Here is an 18,272-nt window from a genome sequence, read left to right on the forward strand (position 1 = left end):
ACGTGTCGTGACGAGTGTCTCGGAAACTCTTCCCCGCCTCCGCACGGCGAGGCGGGCGGGGATAGGCTGGGAGCACGTATTTGCCCCGTCATTGTCGACGCTACGAAAGAGGCGTATCCGCCGTGCCCGACCAGTCCCCGACCAACGACCCCATGTCGGCCTTCGGGCCGAACGAGTGGCTCGTGGACGAGCTGTATGAGCAGTACAAGAACGACAAGAACTCCGTCGACAAGGTGTGGTGGTCCCTCTTCGAGGACTACCAGCCCAGTGCCGGCTACCAGCCCGGTGGCGACGACACCGCGAACGGATCCGGGCCCAACGGGGCCACTCCCGCGCAGGCTGCTCCGGCCGCCCCGGTAGCTCCCGCAGCAAACGCCGCCCCGCAGGCCACTGCTCCCGCCGCGCCGGCAGCTCCCGCAGCAAACGCCGCCCCCGCGGCGGTGCCCGCGCCCCCCGCCCCGGCCCCCGCGCCCGCGGCTCAGCCCGAGGCCCCTTCCGCCATCGAGACGCCCAAGGACGCGCCCAAGCCGCGCGAACCCGAGGCGCCCAAGCAGGCCGTGCCGGTCAACCAGGACCAGGTCAAGCCGCTGCGTGGCGCGAGCGCCCGCACGGTGACCAACATGGAGACGTCGCTGACGGTCCCCACCGCCACGAGCGTGCGTGCCGTGCCGGCCAAGCTGCTCATCGACAACCGGGTCGTCATCAACAACCACCTGCAGCGCTCGCGTGGCGGCAAGGTGTCGTTCACCCACCTCATCGGCTACGCCCTGGTCAAGGCCCTGGGCCACATGCCCGAGATGAACAACGGGTTCACCGAGGAGAACGGCAAGCCCGCGCTCGTCATCCCGGGCCACGTCAACCTCGGCCTCGCCATCGACATGGCCAAGCCCGACGGCACCCGCCAGCTCCTGGTCCCCTCCATCAAGTCCGCCGAGTCGATGGACTTCGCCCACTTCTGGACGGCCTACGAGGACATCGTCCGCAAGGCCCGCAGCGGCAAGCTCACTGTCGAGGACTTCCAGGGCACCACGTTGACCCTCACCAACCCCGGCACCATCGGCACCGTCCACTCGGTCCCGCGGCTGATGGCCGGGCAGGGCGCGATCATCGGTGTCGGCGCGCTCGAGTACCCCGCCGAGTGGCAGGGCGCGAGCCAGGAGACCCTCAACCGCAACGCCGTCTCCAAGATCCTCACGGTGACCAGCACCTACGACCACCGCATCATCCAGGGCGCGCAGTCCGGAGACTTCCTGCGCATCGTGCACCAGCTGCTGCTGGGCGAGAACGGCTTCTACGACGAGATCTTCGAGAGCCTGCGGCTGCCCTACGAGCCGGTGCGCTGGGTCCAGGACATCTCCACCCACCACGACGACGACGTCAACAAGACCGCTCGAGTGCAGGAGCTCATCCACGCCTACCGCGTCCGCGGCCACCTCATGGCCGACACCGACCCGCTCGAGTACCGCCAGCGCCGTCACCCCGACCTCGACGTCACCTCGCACGGGCTGACGCTGTGGGACCTCGAGCGCGACTTCGCGACCGGCGGCTTCGGCGGTGCGCCGATGCTGCGGCTGCGCAAGATCCTCGGCATCCTCCGGGACTCCTACTGCCGCACCATCGGCACCGAGTACATGCACATCCAGGACCCCGAGCAGCGCCGCTGGCTGCAGGACAAGATCGAGGTCGGCTACGCCAAGCCGGGCCCCGACGAGCAGCTGCGCATCCTGCGCCGACTCAACGCCGCCGAGGCGTTCGAGACCTTCCTGCAGACCAAGTTCGTGGGCCAGAAGCGGTTCAGCCTCGAGGGTGGCGAGTCGGTCATCGCGCTGCTCGACCGCATTCTGTGCCGCGCCGCCGCCGACGCCATGGACGAGGTCTGCATAGGTATGCCGCACCGCGGGCGCCTCAACGTGCTCGCCAACATCGCGGGCAAGTCCTACGGCCAGATCTTCCGTGAGTTCGAGGGCAAGCAGGACCCCAAGTCCGTGCAGGGCTCCGGCGACGTGAAGTACCACCTGGGCACCGAGGGCGAGTTCGTCGCCGAGGACGGCAACAAGACCAAGGTCTACCTCGCCGCCAACCCCTCCCACCTCGAGGCGGTCAACCCGGTCCTCGAGGGCATCACCCGCGCCAAGCAGGACCGGCTCGACCTTGCGGGTGAAGACTTCACGGTGCTGCCGCTGCTGCTGCACGGTGACGCGGCGTTCGCCGGGCAGGGGGTCGTCGCCGAGACGCTCAACCTGTCTCAGCTGCGCGGCTACCGCACCGGCGGCACCATCCACGTGGTCATCAACAACCAGGTCGGCTTCACGACGTCGCCGAGCGCGTCCCGGTCGAGCACGTACTCGACCGACGTCGCCCGGATGATCCAGGCGCCGATCTTCCACGTGAACGGCGACGACCCCGAGGCCTGCGTCCGGGTGGCCGAGCTGGCCTACGAGTTCCGGCAGGAGTTCAACAAGGACGTCGTCATCGACATGGTCTGCTACCGCCGCCGCGGGCACAACGAGGGCGACGACCCCTCGATGACGCAGCCGCTGATGTACAACCTCATCGAGGCCAAGCGCTCGGTCCGCAAGCTCTACACCGAGGCCCTCATCGGCCGCGGCGACATCGGGCAGGAGGAGGCCGAGGCCGCGCTGCGCGACTACCAGCAGCAGCTCGAGAGGGTGTTCGTCGAGACCAAGGCCGCTCTCAAGGAGGCCGCCACGGCCGACTCCACTGATGCCACGCTCGCCGGCACCGACGCCGAGGGCCACTCCGGCCTGGAGCCGCCGACCGCGCAGGCCACCGACCAGGCCACCCGCTCGGCCGACGAGACGGCCATCCCGGCCGACCAGCTCCAGCACATCGGTGACGCCTTCGTGAACCCCCCGCCGGGCTTCACCGTGCACCCCAAGTTGCTCCAGGCCATGGAGAAGCGCGCGCAGTCGACCCGGGACGGTGGCATCGACTGGGCGACCGGTGAGCTGATGGCCTTCGGGTCATTGCTGATGGAGGGCACGCCGGTGCGACTGGCCGGTCAGGACAGCCGGCGCGGCACGTTCGTCCAACGCCACGCCGTCCTCATCGACAAGAACACGGCCGAGGAGTGGACCCCGCTGCTCTACCTCGGGGAGGGGCAGGCCCGGTTCTGGGTCTACGACTCGCTGCTGTCCGAGTTCGCGGCGATGGGTTTCGAGTACGGCTACTCCGTCGAGCGTCCCGATGCCCTCGTCCTCTGGGAGGCGCAGTTCGGCGACTTCCTCAACGGCGCCCAGACGATCATCGACGAGTTCATCTCGTCCTCGGAGCAGAAGTGGGGCCAGCGCTCGTCCGTCGTGCTGCTGCTCCCGCACGGCTACGAGGGTCAGGGACCCGACCACTCCTCCGCCCGCATCGAGCGCTTCCTGCAGATGTGCGCCGAGGACAACATGACGGTGGCCTACCCCTCGACGCCCGCGAGCTACTTCCACCTGCTGCGCCGACAGGCCTACGCCCGTCCGCGTCGTCCGCTCATCGTCTTCACCCCGAAGTCGATGCTGCGGCTCAAGGCGGCGAGCAGCATGCCAGGTGACTTCACCGAGGGCACCTTCCGTCCGGTGCTGCCCGACCGCGCGTCGTTCGACACCGCCGGCGTCACCCGCGTCCTGCTGGCCAGCGGCAAGGTCGTCTACGACCTCGAGGCTGCCCGCGACAAGGCCGGTGACACCTCCACCGCCATCGTGCGGGTCGAGCAGCTGGCTCCGTTGCCGGCCAAGGAGATCGCCGCCGAGCTCGCGAAGTACCCGGCCGCCGATGTGGTCTGGGTGCAGGACGAGCCCAACAACCAGGGTGCCTGGCCGTTCATTGCACTCAACCTGCCGCAGGCCCTGGCCGGACTCGGCGAGACCCGCCAGCTGCGCGTGGTCTCGCGCAAGGCGTCGGCCTCCCCGGCCACCGGCTCGAGCAAGAGGCACGCCGAGCAGCAGGCCGAGCTGATCACGGCCGCCTTCGCCAGAGCCTGACGACGACCTCCCCGTCGACGGCGCGAGGAACGAGCGTCGTCGGGGAGGAGTCAGGCCAAAGGGACACGGTATGCCGCGTGGCTGGCTCAGCCACGCGGCATACTCCCGTCTGGGGCGGGCGTGGGCGGACGACCATGGTCGCTGCCCACGCCGCGCGCGCGGACTTTCGGAGCAGCCGTCCCGGCCCAGCAGCTCGACCCTGGTCGTCGGCCCACGGGGCTGTGGACAACCTCGGAGAAGCTGGTCGCGGCCGGGCCAGACTCGCCCCGTGGACGTCGAGGACGCGCTCGAGCGACTCGGGGGTGCTGGCACCAGGGCCGAGGTCATTGCGGCAACCGGCCGGCTGGCCCTCGAGCGCGCTCTTCGTGACGGCGTCGTAGAGCGGGTCGCGCGGGGCCGCTACGCCCTGCCCACGGCATCGACGGGTCGACGCGCGGCAGTTCAGCTCAGTGGAACCGCCGTGCTCCTGAGCGCCGCCGCGCACTGGGGTTGGGCGCTGAAGTGGCAGTCGAGACAGCCACAGGTAGCCGTAAGGCGGGGTCGGAAGCTGACCCCTGAACAACGGGCGTCGGCGCAGGTGTCCTGGATGAACCTGCCGCCCTCAGATGTGGACGGGCGGATCACGACTGCGCTGCGCACGGTGATCGACTGCGGTGCGCGGCTGCCGTTCGACGAGGCGCTCGCGGTCGCCGACTCGGCCCTGCGCGATCGCACGGTGACAAGGGCAGAACTCACGCGAGCGGTCGCCGCACTGCCGGCGCGCGGTCCCCGCCGCCGAGTGGCGCGCGTGGTGGAGCTCACGGACGGGCGAGCGGCAAACCCGTTCGAGTCGGTCCTGCGGGCCATCGCACTCGAAGTCCCCGGGCTGTCTGTCGTGCCCCAGATCCGCATCGACCGCAACGGCCGGTGGGTGGGGAGGGTCGACCTCGCGGATGTGGACCTGAAGATCGTGCTCGAGGCGGACAGCTTCGAGTTCCACGGTGAGGGCGAGCTGTTCGAGAAGGACTGCGTGAGGTACGACGAGCTGGTGGCCGATGGCTGGTTGGTGCTGCGGTTCCCGTGGACGAGGGTGATGACCAAGCCCGAATGGGTGGCCGAGATGATCGCCGCCGCCGTGGCCATCCGCCGCGGGGAGCTGGCCCTGCGCGACGAGGTGCGGCTGGCGCGCCTGCGGCCAACCGCGTGACTTGGTCGGGGAACGACCAGGGTCGTCGCCCCGCGTCCTCGTTCTCCCTTGCCGTGAGCGCGGGAGGGTGACGCAGGTGGCTGAGCGTGGTCGTCGGCCCACAACCAGGCCAAAGGGACACGCCTGACGACGACCTCCTCCCCGACAGCGCGAGGAACGAGCGTCGTCGGGGAGGAGTCAGGCCAAAGGGACACGGTATGCCGCGTGGCTGAGCCAGCCACGCGGCATACCCCCGTTAACCTTGCAGTCGTGTACTTCACGGATCGCGGCATCGAGGAGCTGGTCGCTCGCCGAGGGGAAGAAGAGGTCTCCTTCGAGTGGCTGGCCGACCAGCTGCGGACCTTCGTGGACCTGAATCCCGACTTCGAGATCCCCGTCGAGCGCCTGGCCACCTGGCTGGCGCGGCTCGACGACGACGAGGACTGACGCGTGAGCGACCCCACCTTCACCCCGAGCGCCGAGTTCCAGGTTGCCTCCGACGGTCCCCGGGACGTGGGTCTCGTCTTCGTCGGCGACTCGCTCGTCGTCGGTGTCGGCGACCCCAAGGGGCAGGGCTGGGTCTCCCGCGTGGCCGGCCGCACGCACCACCCGGACCTCGAGCTCACGGCCTACAACCTCGGGGTGCGTGGCGACACCACGGCTGACGTGCTCGCCCGCTGGAAGGCGGAGTGCGCGCCGCGCTGGGCGGGACGCGCCGAGAAGCGCCTGGTCATCTCCGTCGGCGGCAACGACGCCGCCAGCGGCGTGACGTTGGCACGGCATCGGCTCAACCTTGCCAACATCCTCGACGACGCGGCCAGCGCAGGCATCGGGACGTTCGTGGCCAGCCCGACGCCCACCAGTGACTCGGAGATCAACGCCAAGCTCGATGTGCTCGTGGAGGCGCAGGCCGATGTCTGTGCGCGCCGCGGCGTGCCGTTCGTCGACTGCTTCCGTCCGCTGCTCGGTCACGAGCAGTGGCAGAGCGACCTGGCGGCGAGCCGGATCGCCCATCACCCGGGGCAGGCGGGATACGGTCTCATCGCCTGGCTGGTGCTGCACAACGGCTGGTACGACTGGCTGCAGATCTCGCCGACCTGACCACCACCTGGCAGGCGCCACGCAACACCCGACACACCACCGTCGACCGAGGGGGCCCTCGATGGGTACGTCCGCAGAGCTCATCACCAGCATCCGATCCGCTGCCGGTGCAACGCCGTACGCCGTGCGCGAGACGCCGGACGGCTTCGACCTGACGATCGACGTCGCCGACGCCCAGTGGCTGGCGATCTTCAAGGCACACGGCGTCAAGAAGGTCTTCACGCACAAGGTGCGACTCAGGGAGTCGGACCACTCGATGACCATCACCGACGTCAGCAACACGTTCTCGTGGAGCGGCGGCGGGTCCTCGCCGCGCCTCATCGCCGAGGCATCCACCCAGCGAGGGAGGGTCTACGAGAAGTCGTTCCGCAAGGAGTACGGCGTGGACCTGCAGACCGGTCGGCTGGGCAAGGTCGTCGACTACTCGTTCGACGCCAACGACGGTCGCGACCTGATCAGGGACGTCGCGTCGGCCCAGGGGTGGACCGAGAAGATGGGCGCCACCCAGAAGGGCGGGATCATCGTCGCCGCCGCCACGCTGGCCGTCCTGGCCGTCGCGGGCCTCGTGTGGCTGGTCGTCTCGGTCCTCTAGCGAGAAAGCACTGCCGCCGGGACGCATCCCGCCACTGGCTAGAGGTGCTGGTCCGCCAGGGCGCGCAGGGCCTGAAGGGTCTCGGCCGCGCTGCGGTCACCGGCCAGCCACGGGTTGACGACGGCCCGCATCTCGGCGTCGAGGTCGGTCTGCGTGGCCTTGGGACGGCCGATGTGGGGAGCCGGTCTCATCGCCTGGGGATTGCCGGTCCACCTCGAGTCGATGACGTCGTCCGGTGACGAGGGAAACTCTTCCATCCCCCCTTACTACGCCTGTGTCGGCCAGATCCCTAATCGACTTCAGGCGGCTCTCAGCGAGACGACTCATCGGGGTCGACGGTGAAGACGACCTTGCCGAACACGTCGCCGGCCGCCATCTTGGCGAAACCCTCCCGCGCCCGGTCCAGTGGCAGGGTCGTGTCGATGACCGGCTCGATCCGCTGCTGCACCACGAACTGCGTGAGCCGTTCGAGCTCGGTGCGGGTGCCCATGGTCGACCCGACGACGCGCAGCTGCTTGAAGAAGATCTTGGTCAGCTCTGCCTTGCTCGGGGCATCGCCGGACGTCGCGCCGGAGATGACGATCGTCCCGCCCGGCTTGAGCGAGTTGACCGAGTGCGACCAGGTGGCGGCCCCGACGGTCTCCATGACCGCGTCGACCCGGTCGGGCAGCCGCTCTCCGTTCCCGAAGGCGCGGTCCGCACCGATCCCCACCGCGAGCCGGCCCTTCTCCTCGTCGCGGCTGGTGACCCACATCCGGTAACCCGCTGCCGCACCGAGCTGGACGAGGGCAGTGGCCACGCCACCGCCGGCGCCTTGGACGAGCACCGTCGCGCCGGGCGTGAGTCCTGCGTTCGTGAAAAGCATCCGGTATGCCGTGAGCCAGGCCGTCGACAGGCACGCGGCGTGCGTCCACGGCAGGTCTGCGGGCTTGGCGACGAGGTTCGTCGTGGGGACGGCGACCTTCTGCGCGAGGGTCCCGTCGTGCAGCTCGGAGAGGAGCGTGCGTCGCGGGTCGAGGGTCTCGTCGCCCCGCCACCCGTCGCTGGGCACGACCGCGTGGATGATGACCTCGTTGCCGTCCTCGTCGATCCCGGCACCGTCGCAACCGAGGATCATCGGGAGCCGGTCGGCGGACAACCCGACTCCGCGCAGCGACCAGACGTCGTGGTGGTTCAGCCCAGCGGTCTTGAGCGTGACGGTGGTCCACCCCTCGCGCGGCTGCGGATCGGGCCGATCGCCGACCTCGAGGCCGGACAGCGGGTCGTCGGCGGACTGGCGGGCAGCATAGGCAGCGAGCATGTTTCGACCTTAGCGAGAGTCCTATGGCACGAACGGCGGAGGGGACCTCAAACGGGGCAGCACGATCCGCCGCAGCCCCGATACTGACGGTGTGCCGGAGTCCACGCTGTCCATGACCGAGGGTGTGCTGCTCGCGCACGCCCTCGTGGCACGCCTGGCCGACCAGGTGGGTGCCCGGGTGCTCTTCATCAAGGGACCGACCGCAGTGGCCGTCGGCGCCCGCCCGGACCGGCCGTCCACGGACGTCGACGTCCTCGTGGACCCTCCGGCGTTCAAGGCCTTGTGCTCCGCAATCGAGTCCGCCGGCTGGATGAACCGAAACGCGAGCGGTTTTCGCCTGATGCACGTTGGAGATGTGTCCTTCGTGCACTCTGAGCACTACATCCACGCCGATTGGCCCTGCGACCTGGACCTCCACTACAACTTCGCGGGTTTCCTCCGGCCGGCCGATGAGGTCTTTGAGGCGCTCTGGGGCAGACGTGTCGAGATAGACGTTGCGGGTCAGCAGGTTTGCACGCCAGACCTGATCGGGCACTCGTTGGTCGTGGCCCTGCATGCTCTTCGGGATCCGGACAAGCTGACCAGCACGGACGACCTCGATCACCTGGGGGTCGCTTTGGGGTCGCTTGACCGGGAGTCGCTCGCCGACCTTGGCCAGCTGAGCGTGCTCACTGGATCACAGCTCACGGCCGCCCCAGTCGTGAAAGCAGCTCAAGGACTCCCGAGGGACGCAGCTGACGCCCGCCTGTCAGGCCAGGCAGCCGCATGGGCGTTCCACCAGCAGGCCGCCCGAACGCCCGGTGTCATGTGGATGACTGAGCTGGTGCGATCGCCGTGGCGGGAGCGCCCTTCCTTGCTCAGACATGCGCTCCTGCCGCCGAGGGAACTCCTCCTCAACTCATTGGCGGCGCCCGTCGCTGACCGTCCCACGATCGCCAAGCTCCACGTTGCCCGATGGCTTCGTGGGCTCCGGGCCTTGCCGGAGGCAGTGACGTGGACAATGAAGCGCCCCAAGTAGGCCGGGCTCGCCGTCTGCCCCTCAGGCTGAGCCCGGGGTCACGGACTCCGAGACGACGTCCGCAAGGGACTTCGCGAGGCTCTCCTGCCAGTGGGGCAGGGGCGCGATGCGCGTCATGCGCCACGCGTCGTGGCCCAGCACGCTGTAGGCCGGACGCGGCGCGGGGAGCGGGAACGCATCGCTCGTGGTCGGCCGCACGCGCTCGGGATCCAGGCCCAGGCCGCGAAAGATCTCCTGCGTGAGGCCGTGCTTGGTCGTCTCCCCCTGGCTGGTGGCGTGCCACACGCCGAACGGCGCCGACTCGTCCACGAGCCGCAGGATCGCCTGCGCCACGTCCATCGTCCAGGTCGGTTGGCCCGTCTGGTCGTCGACGACGTCGAGGGTGTCGTGTCGGTCGGCCAGCCTCGCCATCGTCTTCACGAAGTTCGGGCCCCCTGCGCCGTACAGCCAGGCCGTCCGGACGATCCACGCCTGCGGGCACCGCGCCTGCACCGCCCACTCCCCTGCGGCCTTGGTCCGCCCATAGGCGGACAGCGGCGCAAGAGGCGCGTCCTCGGCATACGGCTCGGTCGCGTCGCCGGCGAACACGTAGTCGGTCGAGATGTGGACCAGGCGGGCACCGACGGCGCGGCAGGCGTCGGCGACGTTGGCCGCGCCGACCGCGTTGACCGAAAAGGCCTGCCCCTCATGGCTTTCCGCATCGTCAACCGCTGTGTATGCCGCGCAGTTCACTACGACGTCGTGGCCCCGCACCGCATCACGCACGGCGTCCGCATCGGTGATGTCCAGGTCAGATCGGCTCAGCGCTGTGACGTCGTCTTCCGGAACTCCGGCGAGCGCCAAGGTCACCTGCAGGTCGAGGCCGAGCATGCCGCCTGCGCCGGTCACCAGCCAGCGCGTCATCAGCGGCCGAGCCGGTCGTACCTGGCCTCGGCGACGACCTTGGCAGTCCGCCACCAGTCCTGGTTGTTGTCGTACCAGGCGATGGTGTCCTCGAGGCCCGAACGGACGTCGGGATGGGCCGGCCGCCAGTCGGTCTCGGCCCGCAGCTTGGTGGCGTCGATGGCATACCGCAGGTCGTGGCCCGGCCGGTCCGGGACGTGGTCGAACCAATCGGCCGGCTTGCCCATGAGGCCGAGGATGAGCGCCACGACGTCCTTGTTGTTCATCTCGCCGTCGGCACCGATGAGGTAGGTCTCCCCCAGCCGGCCCTGCTCGACGATGGTGATCACGGCGTCGTTGTGGTCGTCGACGTGGATCCAGTCGCGAACGTTGGCACCGGCTCCGTAGAGCTTGGGCTTCACCCCGTCGATGATCCCCGTGATCTGCCGGGGGATGAACTTCTCGGGGTGCTGGCGCGGGCCGTAGTTGTTCGAGCAGTTCGACAGCGTCGCCTTGAGCCCGAAGGAGCGGATCCAGGCGCGGACCAGGAGGTCGGCACTGGCCTTCGACGCGGAGTAGGGGCTCGAGGGGTTGAGCGGCGTGGTCTCGGTGAACTTGGCCGGGTCGTCGAGCTCGAGGTCGCCGTAGACCTCGTCGGTGGAGATGTGGTGGATCCGCTTGTCGTGCCGGCGCACCGCCTGGATGAGCTGGTAGGTGCCGATGATGTTGGTGTCGATGAAGGGCCAGGGGTCGTCCAACGAGTTGTCGTTGTGGGAGTCCGCGGCGAAGTGGATGACGAGGTCGTGGGCGGCGACCAGCTCGTCCACGAGGTCGGCGTCGGTCACCGACCCCTTCACCACGTCGACCTCGCCCGCCACGGGGTCGAGCGAGGTGAGGTTCGCGGCATACGTCATGGAGTCCAGGACGGTGAGCCGCCAGTCAGGGCGCACCTGGCGGGCCCGGATGACGAAGTTCGAGCCGATGAACCCGGCAGCGCCGGTGACGAGGACCTTCATGCCGCCGAGGTTATCGCGGAGGCCTTTCGCTCGTGACACTGCTTGTCGCACTAGTGTCGTGCTCCATGAAGGGCATCATCCTGGCTGGCGGCTCCGGCACGCGACTGCACCCGATAACCCTCGGCATCAGCAAGCAGCTCATGCCTGTCTATGACAAGCCGATGATCTACTACCCGCTCTCGACGCTGATGATGGCCGGCATCCGCGAGGTGCTGGTCATCACGACGCCGGAGGACCAGGGACAGTTCCAGCGACTCCTCGGGGACGGCTCGAAATGGGGCATCGAGCTGTCGTATGCCGCCCAGCCCAGCCCCGACGGCCTGGCCCAGGCGTTCATCATCGGGGCCGACTTCATCGGGGACGACTCGGTCGCCCTCGTGCTCGGCGACAACATCTTCTACGGCACCGGCCTCGGCACCGCGCTGCGGTCGAACACCTCGGTGAGCGGCGGCAACATCTTCGCGTACCACGTCACGGAGCCCTCGGCCTACGGCGTCGTGGAGTTCGCCGACGACGGCAGGGTGCTCTCGATCGAGGAGAAGCCGGCGCGGCCGAAGTCCTCGTACGCCGTGCCCGGCCTGTACTTCTACGACAACGACGTCGTCGAGATCGCGCGCAACCTCGAGCCGAGCCCCCGTGGCGAGCTCGAGATCACCGGGGTCAACGACGCCTACCTCCAGCGCGGCGACCTCTCGGTCACGGTGCTCCCCCGTGGCACCGCGTGGTTCGACACCGGCACCTTCGAGGGACTGATGGACTCGGCGCACTTCGTCCACGTCGTCGAGGCGCGCCAGGGTCACAAGATCGGATGCGTCGAGGAGATCGCCTGGCGCAACGGCTGGCTCAGCGACGACGAGTTCGCCGCACTGGCCGCCTCCCTCGAGAAGAGCGGCTACGGCACCTACATGTCCGGGCTGCTCGAGGAGAAGCGGGGCAGGCTCTAGTGGAGATCCGACCGCTCAAGATCGCGGACGCGTTCGAGATCACGCCGCGTCAGTTTCCCGACGACCGCGGTGTCTTCCTCGAGTCCTACCGCGGGGACCGGCTGGCCGAGGCGATCGGGCACCAGCCCGAGATCGTGCAGACCAACGTGTCGGTCTCCTCACGCGGCACGGTTCGCGGCATCCACTTCGCGGACGTCCCGCCCTCCCAGGCGAAGTACATCACCGCACTCAGCGGCTCCCTCATCGACTACATCGTCGACATCCGGGTGGGATCCCCCACCTTCGGTCAGTGGGACTCCGTGCTGCTCGACACGGTCGACCGTCGCGCGGTCTACCTGCCAGAGGGGATGGGGCACGCGTTTGCCGCACTCGAGGACAACACCACAGCCATGTACCTCGTCACCACCCCCTACGCGCCGAACCGCGAACACGGCATACACCCGCTGGACCCGGATGTGGGCCTCACCCTGCCGGATGGCATGACGTCACCCCTGCTCTCGCCGAAGGACGCCGAGGCGCCCAGCCTCTCCGAGGCGAGGGAGCAGGGACTGCTGCCGACGTATGCCGCGTGCCAGGAGTTCTACGCCAGCCTCGCCTGATCAGCGTGGGGGCCCGTGCTGTCCCATGATTTTCGCCGGCGACGCCCGCTGATTTCGTCGGCGTCGCACCGGAACGAATCGCTTCCTTCTGGCCCCATTTGCTGCAGTTGTCGCTGGTCACACGCCCGATGTGCGCCGATTCGTCTCGTCGCGCATGTAAACTTCACGCTGTTTGCGGCCAACGGGGAAGGGGAGCTGCGTGCCTACAGCACGAGCGAGGCGTCGCGATCGGCTCAGCCGGTGGCTGTGGGCCGTCATCGACTCGGCCGCCTGGGTGGTTGCCGTCTTTCTTGCCGCGTGGCTGCGTTATGACTTGCGGGTCGAGGACGTCCTCACGCCTCCGGTTCTGTGGTTCACCCTGATCGCGGTCGCGGGCCAGGTGATCTTCGGAGCCTTCTTCGGTCCCTACGCCGTCGGGCATGACCGCGGCTCCTTCGAGGAGACCTACGACGTCGGCCGCACGGTGGTGCTGACGACCCTGGTGCTGACAGCCGCCGTCTTCGCCCTCCATCTCGGGCCGATTCCCCGGAGCGTCCCGTTCACAGCGCCTGCCTTTGCCGTGCTCGGCATGTTTGCCGCCCGCTTCATCATCCGCTCGATCCGCACCCGCCAGGCTGCCGGACACGATGGCGATGACCAGCGGGCCATCGTCTTTGGCGCTGGGGAGGCCGGACGACGACTCACCCGCAGCCTGATCCGCGACGAGGGCAGCGGCTACACGCCCGTGGCCCTGCTCGACGACGACTCCGCCAAGGCGCGTCTGCGCGTCGAAGGCGTCAAGGTCCGCGGCACGCGAGCCGCCATGGGCAAGGTGGCGCAGAAGCATGCAGCCGACGCCCTGATCATCGCCCTGCCGCTGGCCGAGGCGCGCACGATTCGTGAGCTGACACTGCTGGGTGAGGACGCCGGGCTCGAGGTCCTGACCCTGCCCCCCGTGCGGGAGATCATCGGTGGCCGGCCAACCGCAGGCGACCTGCGTGACGTGGACGTGGCCGACCTCCTCGGCCGCCGCCCCATCGAGCTCGACATGGCCGTCATCGCCGAGCAGATCGCCGGGAAGCGCGTCCTGGTCACCGGCGCCGGAGGCTCCATCGGCTCCGAGCTGTGCCGACAGATCGCCCGGTTCGGTCCGGGGAAGCTGTTCATGCTGGACCGGGACGAGTCGGGCCTCCAGTCGACCCAGATGAGCCTGCACGGCAACGGGCTGCTCGACAGCGACGAGCTCATCCTGGCCAATATTCGCGACATCGAGGCCATGGACCACGCCTTCGAGCGGGCCCGCCCGGACATCGTGTTCCACGCAGCAGCGCTCAAGCACCTGCCGCTACTCGAATCGCACGCTCTCGAGGCGTGGAAGACCAACGTCCTGGGCACGATGAACGTCCTCGACGCGGCTTCCCGAGTCGGCGTCGGCACGTTCGTGAACATCTCCACTGACAAAGCTGCGAACCCTATCTGCGTCCTTGGCTACAGCAAGCGGCTTGCCGAGCGGATCACGGCGGACTTCTCCCGCCGGTTCGCGGGTCGCTACGTGTCGGTTCGGTTCGGCAACGTGCTCGGCTCGCGCGGGTCCGTTGTTCACGCGTTCACCGAACAGATCCAGCGTGGTGGCCCGATCACGGTCACCCACCCGGACGTCGAGCGCTACTTCATGCTCATCCCTGAGGCCTGCCAACTCGTGCTCGAGGCTGCCTCGATCGGCCGCGATGGTGAGGTCATGGTGCTCGACATGGGCGAGCAGGTGAAGATCATCGAGGTCGCGAACACCCTGATCCGGATGTCCGGCCGTCGCGATATCGACATCGTCTACACGGGTCTGCGTGCCGGCGAGAAGTTGGGAGAAGAGCTGTTCTCCACGGCCGAAGAGGCCATGCCCACCAGTCACGCACTGGTGTCCAGCGTCGATGTGCCATCCATCGACGGCTCGGACGTCCTCGGCGTCCGTCTGGCCAGTCATCAGTCGGCAGCGGAGTGGATGCGTCGCGAGGCGCAGGTCCCGGGCGCGATCGGCGTCACCGGCTGATGGCGAGAATCCTGCTGTCGCAAGCCCACGTGACGGACGTGGAGGAGCGATACGTCCTCAGCGCCTTGCGCTCGGGCTGGGTCGCGCCCCTCGGACCCGACGTGGACCGGTTCGAGAGCGAGGTGGCCGACCGTGTGGGCGTCGCGGGAGCCCTGGCGCTGTCGTCGGGCACCGCCGCGCTGCACCTCGCTCTGCTCGACGCCGGTGCCGGGCCGGGGACCTCCGTGGTCTTGCCATCGATGACCTTCGCCGCCAGCGCCAACGCGGTCGCCTACACCGGTGCCGCGCCGGTTTTCGTCGACTCACAGAGCAGCGACGGCAACGTCGACGCGCAGCTCCTGGTTCAGGCGGTGGACACCCTGCTCGATGAGGGAGTCACGGTGGCTGCAGTCATGTCGGTGGACCTGTTCGGACGCTGTGCTGACTACCCGTCCATCGTCGACGCGTTGGCCGAACGCGGCGTCGCTCTCATCGAGGACGCTGCAGAAGCCCTGGGCGCGACCCTGGATGAGACCGCGGCGGGCGCGTGGGGTCGGGCCGCGGCCCTCTCCTTCAACGGCAACAAGATCATGACGACGTCCGGCGGCGGGATGCTGCTCTCAAACGACCTCGACCTGATCGCCCGCGCCCGCTACCTGTCAACACAGGCCCGTCAGCCGGTCCCGTGGTACGAGCACACCGAGATCGGCTACAACTACCGGATGTCCAACATCCTGGCGGCGCTCGGGCGCGCACAGCTCAGCCGCCTCGACGCGATGATCTCGCGTCGACGCGAGATCCGGTCGACCTACGTCGAGGCGTTCGCTGACGTCCCGGGGCTGCGCGTCCTGGGAGAGGACGGACCTCCCGGCCACACCGACAACTGCTGGTTGACCTGCATCATCATCGACCCAGGGCTGGCCGCGGCGACATCGGTGATCAAGCACCTGGATGCGGCCGACATCGAGGCCCGCCACCTCTGGAAGCCGATGCACAGCCAGCCCGTCCACGCGGAGGCTCGCGCATTCGTCACCGGCGTCTCCGACGAGCTGTTCGCGAATGGAGTCACCCTGCCGAGCGGGTCGATCCTCAGCGACGCCGACATCACACGGGTGGTCGACGAGGTTCGCTCGGCGACCGGCGCGCGCTGACTCATGGCTGGATATCGGGGCAAGCGCGCCCTCGACCTGACGCTGACACTGCCCGTACTCCTCCTGTCGCTGCCGATCCAGCTCGTCGTAGCCGTCCTCGTCCGGCTGCGGCTCGGGTCGCCTGTGCTCTTCCGCCAGGCCCGACCGGGTCTGGGTGGCAAGTCCTTCGAACTCATGAAGTTTCGAACGATGCGCCCGGTGGACCCATTGCGTGGGTGGACCGATGACGCCTCCCGGATGACTCCTCTCGGCGCCCTCCTGCGCTCCACGAGCCTTGACGAGCTTCCGACTCTGTGGAACGTCGTTCGCGGCGACATGTCATTGGTCGGCCCGCGACCCCTGCTCGTGCAGTACCTCGGGCGGTACACAGCAGAACAAGCCCGTCGACACGAGGTTCTGCCGGGGCTCACGGGACTCGCGCAGGCCTCTGGGCGCAACGCCCTGACCTGGGAGGACCGCTTCCGGTTTGACGTGCAGTACGTCGACCGACAGAGCCTGTCGCTGGATTTGTCGATCCTGCGACGAACGGTTGGCTCGGTGCTGCGGCGCGAGGGCATCAGCGGCGAAGGCGAAGTCACCATGTCGGAGTTCACCGGTCGACGGCCGATGGACGGCGACCGGTGACCTCTCCCATCGTCATCGTCGGATGTGGTGGTTTCGGCCGCGAGCTGCACTCGCTCATCGATGCGATCAACGCCGTGTCAGTCACCTGGGACGTGCTCGGCTACGTCGACGACGACCCCAGCGACCACAACCAAGAGCTGCTCGCGTCCCGGGGCGCTCGGGTACTCGGTGGTCTCGACGCGCTCGCCGGCCTGCCTCCGGGCAACGCCGTCATTGGTATCGGCAGTGGCCACCACCGACGCGCAGTCGACGGGCGGCTGACCGACCTCGGATGGCAGAGTCCCGTCCTGGTCCACCCGTCGGCCACGCTCGGCCAGGGTGTGACCCTTGCTGCAGGATCGGTCCTCTGCGCAGGGTCCCGGCTCACCACGAACATCCGGCTCGGACGTCACGTCCACGTCGACCAGTCGGTGACGATCGGCCACGACACGACCGTCGGCGACTACGCGCGGTTCAACCCGCAGGCATGCGTCTCGGGCTCCGTCCGAGTGGGCGAAGGAGCCCTCGTCGGCGCCAACGCCACGATCCTGCAGGGCCTCTCCGTGGGGGCCGGGGCCGTCGTGGGAGCGGGCGCCGTGGTGGTCCGCGATGTGCCAGAAGGGGCCACCGTCAAGGGGGTGCCAGCCCGATGAGGATCGCATTCGTCACGCAGTGGTTTCCCCCTGAGCCGGGCACGCTGGTCGCCTCTGCCATCGCCGAGGGGTTGGCGAGTCGTGGGCACGAGGTCCACGTGCTCACCGGCTTTCCGAACTACCCCACTGGCGAGCTGCACGAGGACTACCCGATCCGCCCGTATCGCCGGGAACAGCTGGGAAGTATCACGGTGCACCGCGCGCCCCTGTACCCGAGCCACGACAGGTCCGCTGCGCGCCGCATGGTCAACTACCTGTCCTTCGCGCTGGCTGCGACCGCGGTCGGATCGACGCGAGTCCCACGCCCGGATGCCTGGCTCATCTACTCGTCCCCGGCCACCGCGGCCGTCCCGGCCCTGCTCTCCCGATGGGGCCGGTCAGTGCCCATGTTCCTGATCATCCAGGACCTGTGGCCGGACAGCGTGACGCAGAGCGGCTTCGTAGGGGGACGAGTGGTCCGGGGCATCGAGCGTGCCCTCACCCGATTCTGCCGGTGGTCGTACAGCCGGGCGGTCGGCATCGGCGTGATCAGCCCGAGCATGCGCCACATCCTCGTGAAGCGAGGCGTACCTGACGACAAGATCTTCGACACACCGAACTGGGTGACCACCGACAGCGCAGTCTCCTCCCACGATGCTGCCTCCGACGGTGCGGCACTCCAGCACGGTGAGGGCGATCGGACGGCGCTCGGTCTGCCTTCAGGACGGCTGTTCATGTACGCCGGAAACGTCGGCGAGATGCAGGGCCTCGAGCCGTTGGTTGCCGCCTTCGCGGCGGTACCCGAAGCCCACCTTGTCGTGGTCGGCGACGGCGTGGCCCGGCCGGGCCTTGAGTCCATCCTGGACCGGACAGGGGCCACCAATGTCCGTTTCCTCGGCCACCTGCCGTCAGACCAGGTGGGCGCCTATATCAGAGCGTCCGACATCCAAATCGTGTCCCTGCAGGACACGCCCCTGCTTCGTGCAACGATGCCCAGCAAGACCCAGAGCGCGCTGGCTCATGGAAAGCCGGTCCTCGCCCACACCGCTGGCGATGTGGCCGCACTCATCCGGGACAATCACGTGGGCGCCGTGGCGGCCCCCGGCGACATTGAGGGAACGATTGCGGCCATAGGCTCTCTCCTCGCCGCAAGCGACGCTCAAATCGCGGGTATGGGCTCAGCCGCTCGAGCCCTATCCATGGAGCACTTCTCGTCGAAGGTCGGCCTCGACCGACTCGAGACGATGCTCCGGACCACAGACAATTTCGGAAGGACGTAGA

General features: G+C 68.5%; 17 protein-coding genes. 13 read left to right on the forward strand and 4 right to left on the reverse strand.

Annotated features, from left to right (window positions below; all coding sequences use genetic code 11):
• Positions 1–152: 152 nt before the first annotated feature.
• The 5 genes from AC1DYG_RS05530 to AC1DYG_RS05550 all read left to right on the forward strand — a co-directional run bounded on the left by AC1DYG_RS05530 (position 153) and on the right by AC1DYG_RS05550 (position 6,844).
• On the forward strand, positions 153–3,986 hold the full coding sequence (locus tag AC1DYG_RS05530; protein WP_477639471.1) for a multifunctional oxoglutarate decarboxylase/oxoglutarate dehydrogenase thiamine pyrophosphate-binding subunit/dihydrolipoyllysine-residue succinyltransferase subunit: 3,834 nt from the start codon (positions 153–155) through the stop codon (positions 3,984–3,986).
• A 268-nt stretch (positions 3,987–4,254) separates the two neighbouring features.
• Positions 4,255–5,172, forward strand: a complete 918-nt coding sequence (locus AC1DYG_RS05535; RefSeq protein WP_477638893.1) for a DUF559 domain-containing protein — start codon at positions 4,255–4,257, stop codon at positions 5,170–5,172.
• Between the two features lie 249 nt (positions 5,173–5,421).
• Complete coding sequence (locus tag AC1DYG_RS05540) at positions 5,422–5,598, forward strand: DUF6104 family protein (RefSeq protein WP_477639472.1); 177 nt, start codon at positions 5,422–5,424, stop codon at positions 5,596–5,598.
• Positions 5,599–5,601: 3 nt separating this feature from the next.
• A complete protein-coding gene (locus AC1DYG_RS05545) occupies positions 5,602–6,252 on the forward strand; it encodes a GDSL-type esterase/lipase family protein (RefSeq protein WP_477638894.1) in 651 nt (216 codons plus the stop codon).
• 61 nt (positions 6,253–6,313) lie between these two features.
• On the forward strand, positions 6,314–6,844 hold the full coding sequence (locus AC1DYG_RS05550) for a hypothetical protein (RefSeq protein ID WP_477638895.1): 531 nt from the start codon (positions 6,314–6,316) through the stop codon (positions 6,842–6,844).
• A gap of 38 nt (positions 6,845–6,882) precedes the next feature.
• On the opposite strand, the gene AC1DYG_RS05555 is transcribed toward AC1DYG_RS05550, so the two are convergent.
• Both AC1DYG_RS05555 and AC1DYG_RS05560 read right to left on the reverse strand, forming a co-directional pair.
• Complete coding sequence (locus tag AC1DYG_RS05555) at positions 6,883–7,101, reverse strand: hypothetical protein (protein ID WP_477638896.1); 219 nt, start codon at positions 7,099–7,101, stop codon at positions 6,883–6,885.
• A 53-nt stretch (positions 7,102–7,154) separates the two neighbouring features.
• On the reverse strand, positions 7,155–8,144 hold the full coding sequence (locus AC1DYG_RS05560) for a zinc-binding dehydrogenase (protein ID WP_477638897.1): 990 nt from the start codon (positions 8,142–8,144) through the stop codon (positions 7,155–7,157).
• Between the two features lie 124 nt (positions 8,145–8,268).
• On the opposite strand from AC1DYG_RS05560, the gene AC1DYG_RS05565 reads away from it, so the two are divergent.
• Positions 8,269–9,162: a nucleotidyltransferase family protein gene (locus AC1DYG_RS05565; protein WP_477638898.1), complete on the forward strand. Its 894-nt coding sequence runs from the start codon at positions 8,269–8,271 to the stop codon at positions 9,160–9,162.
• Between the two features lie 21 nt (positions 9,163–9,183).
• On the opposite strand, the gene rfbD is transcribed toward AC1DYG_RS05565, so the two are convergent.
• Both rfbD and rfbB read right to left on the reverse strand, forming a co-directional pair.
• Positions 9,184–10,065, reverse strand: a complete 882-nt coding sequence (gene rfbD, locus AC1DYG_RS05570; RefSeq protein ID WP_477638899.1) for a dTDP-4-dehydrorhamnose reductase — start codon at positions 10,063–10,065, stop codon at positions 9,184–9,186.
• On the reverse strand, positions 10,065–11,060 hold the full coding sequence (gene rfbB, locus AC1DYG_RS05575; protein WP_477638900.1) for a dTDP-glucose 4,6-dehydratase: 996 nt from the start codon (positions 11,058–11,060) through the stop codon (positions 10,065–10,067). Before rfbB ends, rfbD begins: the two co-directional genes overlap by 1 nt.
• A gap of 65 nt (positions 11,061–11,125) precedes the next feature.
• Between rfbB and rfbA the strand changes: the two genes are divergently transcribed.
• The 7 genes from rfbA to AC1DYG_RS05610 all read left to right on the forward strand — a co-directional run bounded on the left by rfbA (position 11,126) and on the right by AC1DYG_RS05610 (position 18,271).
• Positions 11,126–12,004 (forward strand): glucose-1-phosphate thymidylyltransferase RfbA, encoded by an 879-nt coding sequence (rfbA, locus tag AC1DYG_RS05580; RefSeq protein ID WP_477638901.1) that lies wholly within the window; start codon positions 11,126–11,128, stop codon positions 12,002–12,004.
• On the forward strand, positions 12,004–12,603 hold the full coding sequence (locus AC1DYG_RS05585; protein ID WP_477638902.1) for a dTDP-4-dehydrorhamnose 3,5-epimerase family protein: 600 nt from the start codon (positions 12,004–12,006) through the stop codon (positions 12,601–12,603). The genes rfbA and AC1DYG_RS05585 overlap by 1 nt, the downstream gene beginning before the upstream one ends.
• A gap of 199 nt (positions 12,604–12,802) precedes the next feature.
• The gene (locus tag AC1DYG_RS05590; protein WP_477638903.1) at positions 12,803–14,626 is read left to right on the forward strand and encodes an SDR family NAD(P)-dependent oxidoreductase; all 1,824 of its coding nucleotides are present in this window, start codon (positions 12,803–12,805) and stop codon (positions 14,624–14,626) included.
• Positions 14,626–15,756, forward strand: coding sequence for a DegT/DnrJ/EryC1/StrS family aminotransferase (locus AC1DYG_RS05595; protein ID WP_477638904.1), 1,131 nt, complete (start codon positions 14,626–14,628; stop codon positions 15,754–15,756). The genes AC1DYG_RS05590 and AC1DYG_RS05595 overlap by 1 nt, the downstream gene beginning before the upstream one ends.
• A 3-nt stretch (positions 15,757–15,759) precedes the next feature.
• Positions 15,760–16,380: a sugar transferase gene (locus tag AC1DYG_RS05600; RefSeq protein ID WP_477638905.1), complete on the forward strand. Its 621-nt coding sequence runs from the start codon at positions 15,760–15,762 to the stop codon at positions 16,378–16,380.
• Positions 16,377–17,012 (forward strand): NeuD/PglB/VioB family sugar acetyltransferase, encoded by a 636-nt coding sequence (locus AC1DYG_RS05605; RefSeq protein WP_477638906.1) that lies wholly within the window; start codon positions 16,377–16,379, stop codon positions 17,010–17,012. The genes AC1DYG_RS05600 and AC1DYG_RS05605 overlap by 4 nt, the downstream gene beginning before the upstream one ends.
• Positions 17,009–18,271, forward strand: coding sequence for a glycosyltransferase family 4 protein (locus AC1DYG_RS05610; RefSeq protein WP_477638907.1), 1,263 nt, complete (start codon positions 17,009–17,011; stop codon positions 18,269–18,271). The genes AC1DYG_RS05605 and AC1DYG_RS05610 overlap by 4 nt, the downstream gene beginning before the upstream one ends.
• Position 18,272: the final 1 nt, after the last annotated feature.

The sequence above is a fragment of the Pedococcus sp. P1_H8 genome (assembly GCF_056405175.1).

Coding starts and splice junctions, on each gene's coding strand:
- rfbA (WP_477638901.1), top strand. CDS start 11,126: ATGAAGGGCATCATCCTGGCTGGCGGCTCCGGCACGCGACTGCACCCG.
- rfbB (WP_477638900.1), bottom strand. CDS start 11,060: ATGAAGGTCCTCGTCACCGGCGCTGCCGGGTTCATCGGCTCGAACTTC.
- AC1DYG_RS05595 (WP_477638904.1), top strand. CDS start 14,626: ATGGCGAGAATCCTGCTGTCGCAAGCCCACGTGACGGACGTGGAGGAG.
- AC1DYG_RS05555 (WP_477638896.1), bottom strand. CDS start 7,101: ATGGAAGAGTTTCCCTCGTCACCGGACGACGTCATCGACTCGAGGTGG.
- AC1DYG_RS05600 (WP_477638905.1), top strand. CDS start 15,760: ATGGCTGGATATCGGGGCAAGCGCGCCCTCGACCTGACGCTGACACTG.
- rfbD (WP_477638899.1), bottom strand. CDS start 10,065: ATGACGCGCTGGCTGGTGACCGGCGCAGGCGGCATGCTCGGCCTCGAC.
- AC1DYG_RS05610 (WP_477638907.1), top strand. CDS start 17,009: ATGAGGATCGCATTCGTCACGCAGTGGTTTCCCCCTGAGCCGGGCACG.
- AC1DYG_RS05530 (WP_477639471.1), top strand. CDS start 153: ATGTCGGCCTTCGGGCCGAACGAGTGGCTCGTGGACGAGCTGTATGAG.
- AC1DYG_RS05560 (WP_477638897.1), bottom strand. CDS start 8,144: ATGCTCGCTGCCTATGCTGCCCGCCAGTCCGCCGACGACCCGCTGTCC.
- AC1DYG_RS05550 (WP_477638895.1), top strand. CDS start 6,314: ATGGGTACGTCCGCAGAGCTCATCACCAGCATCCGATCCGCTGCCGGT.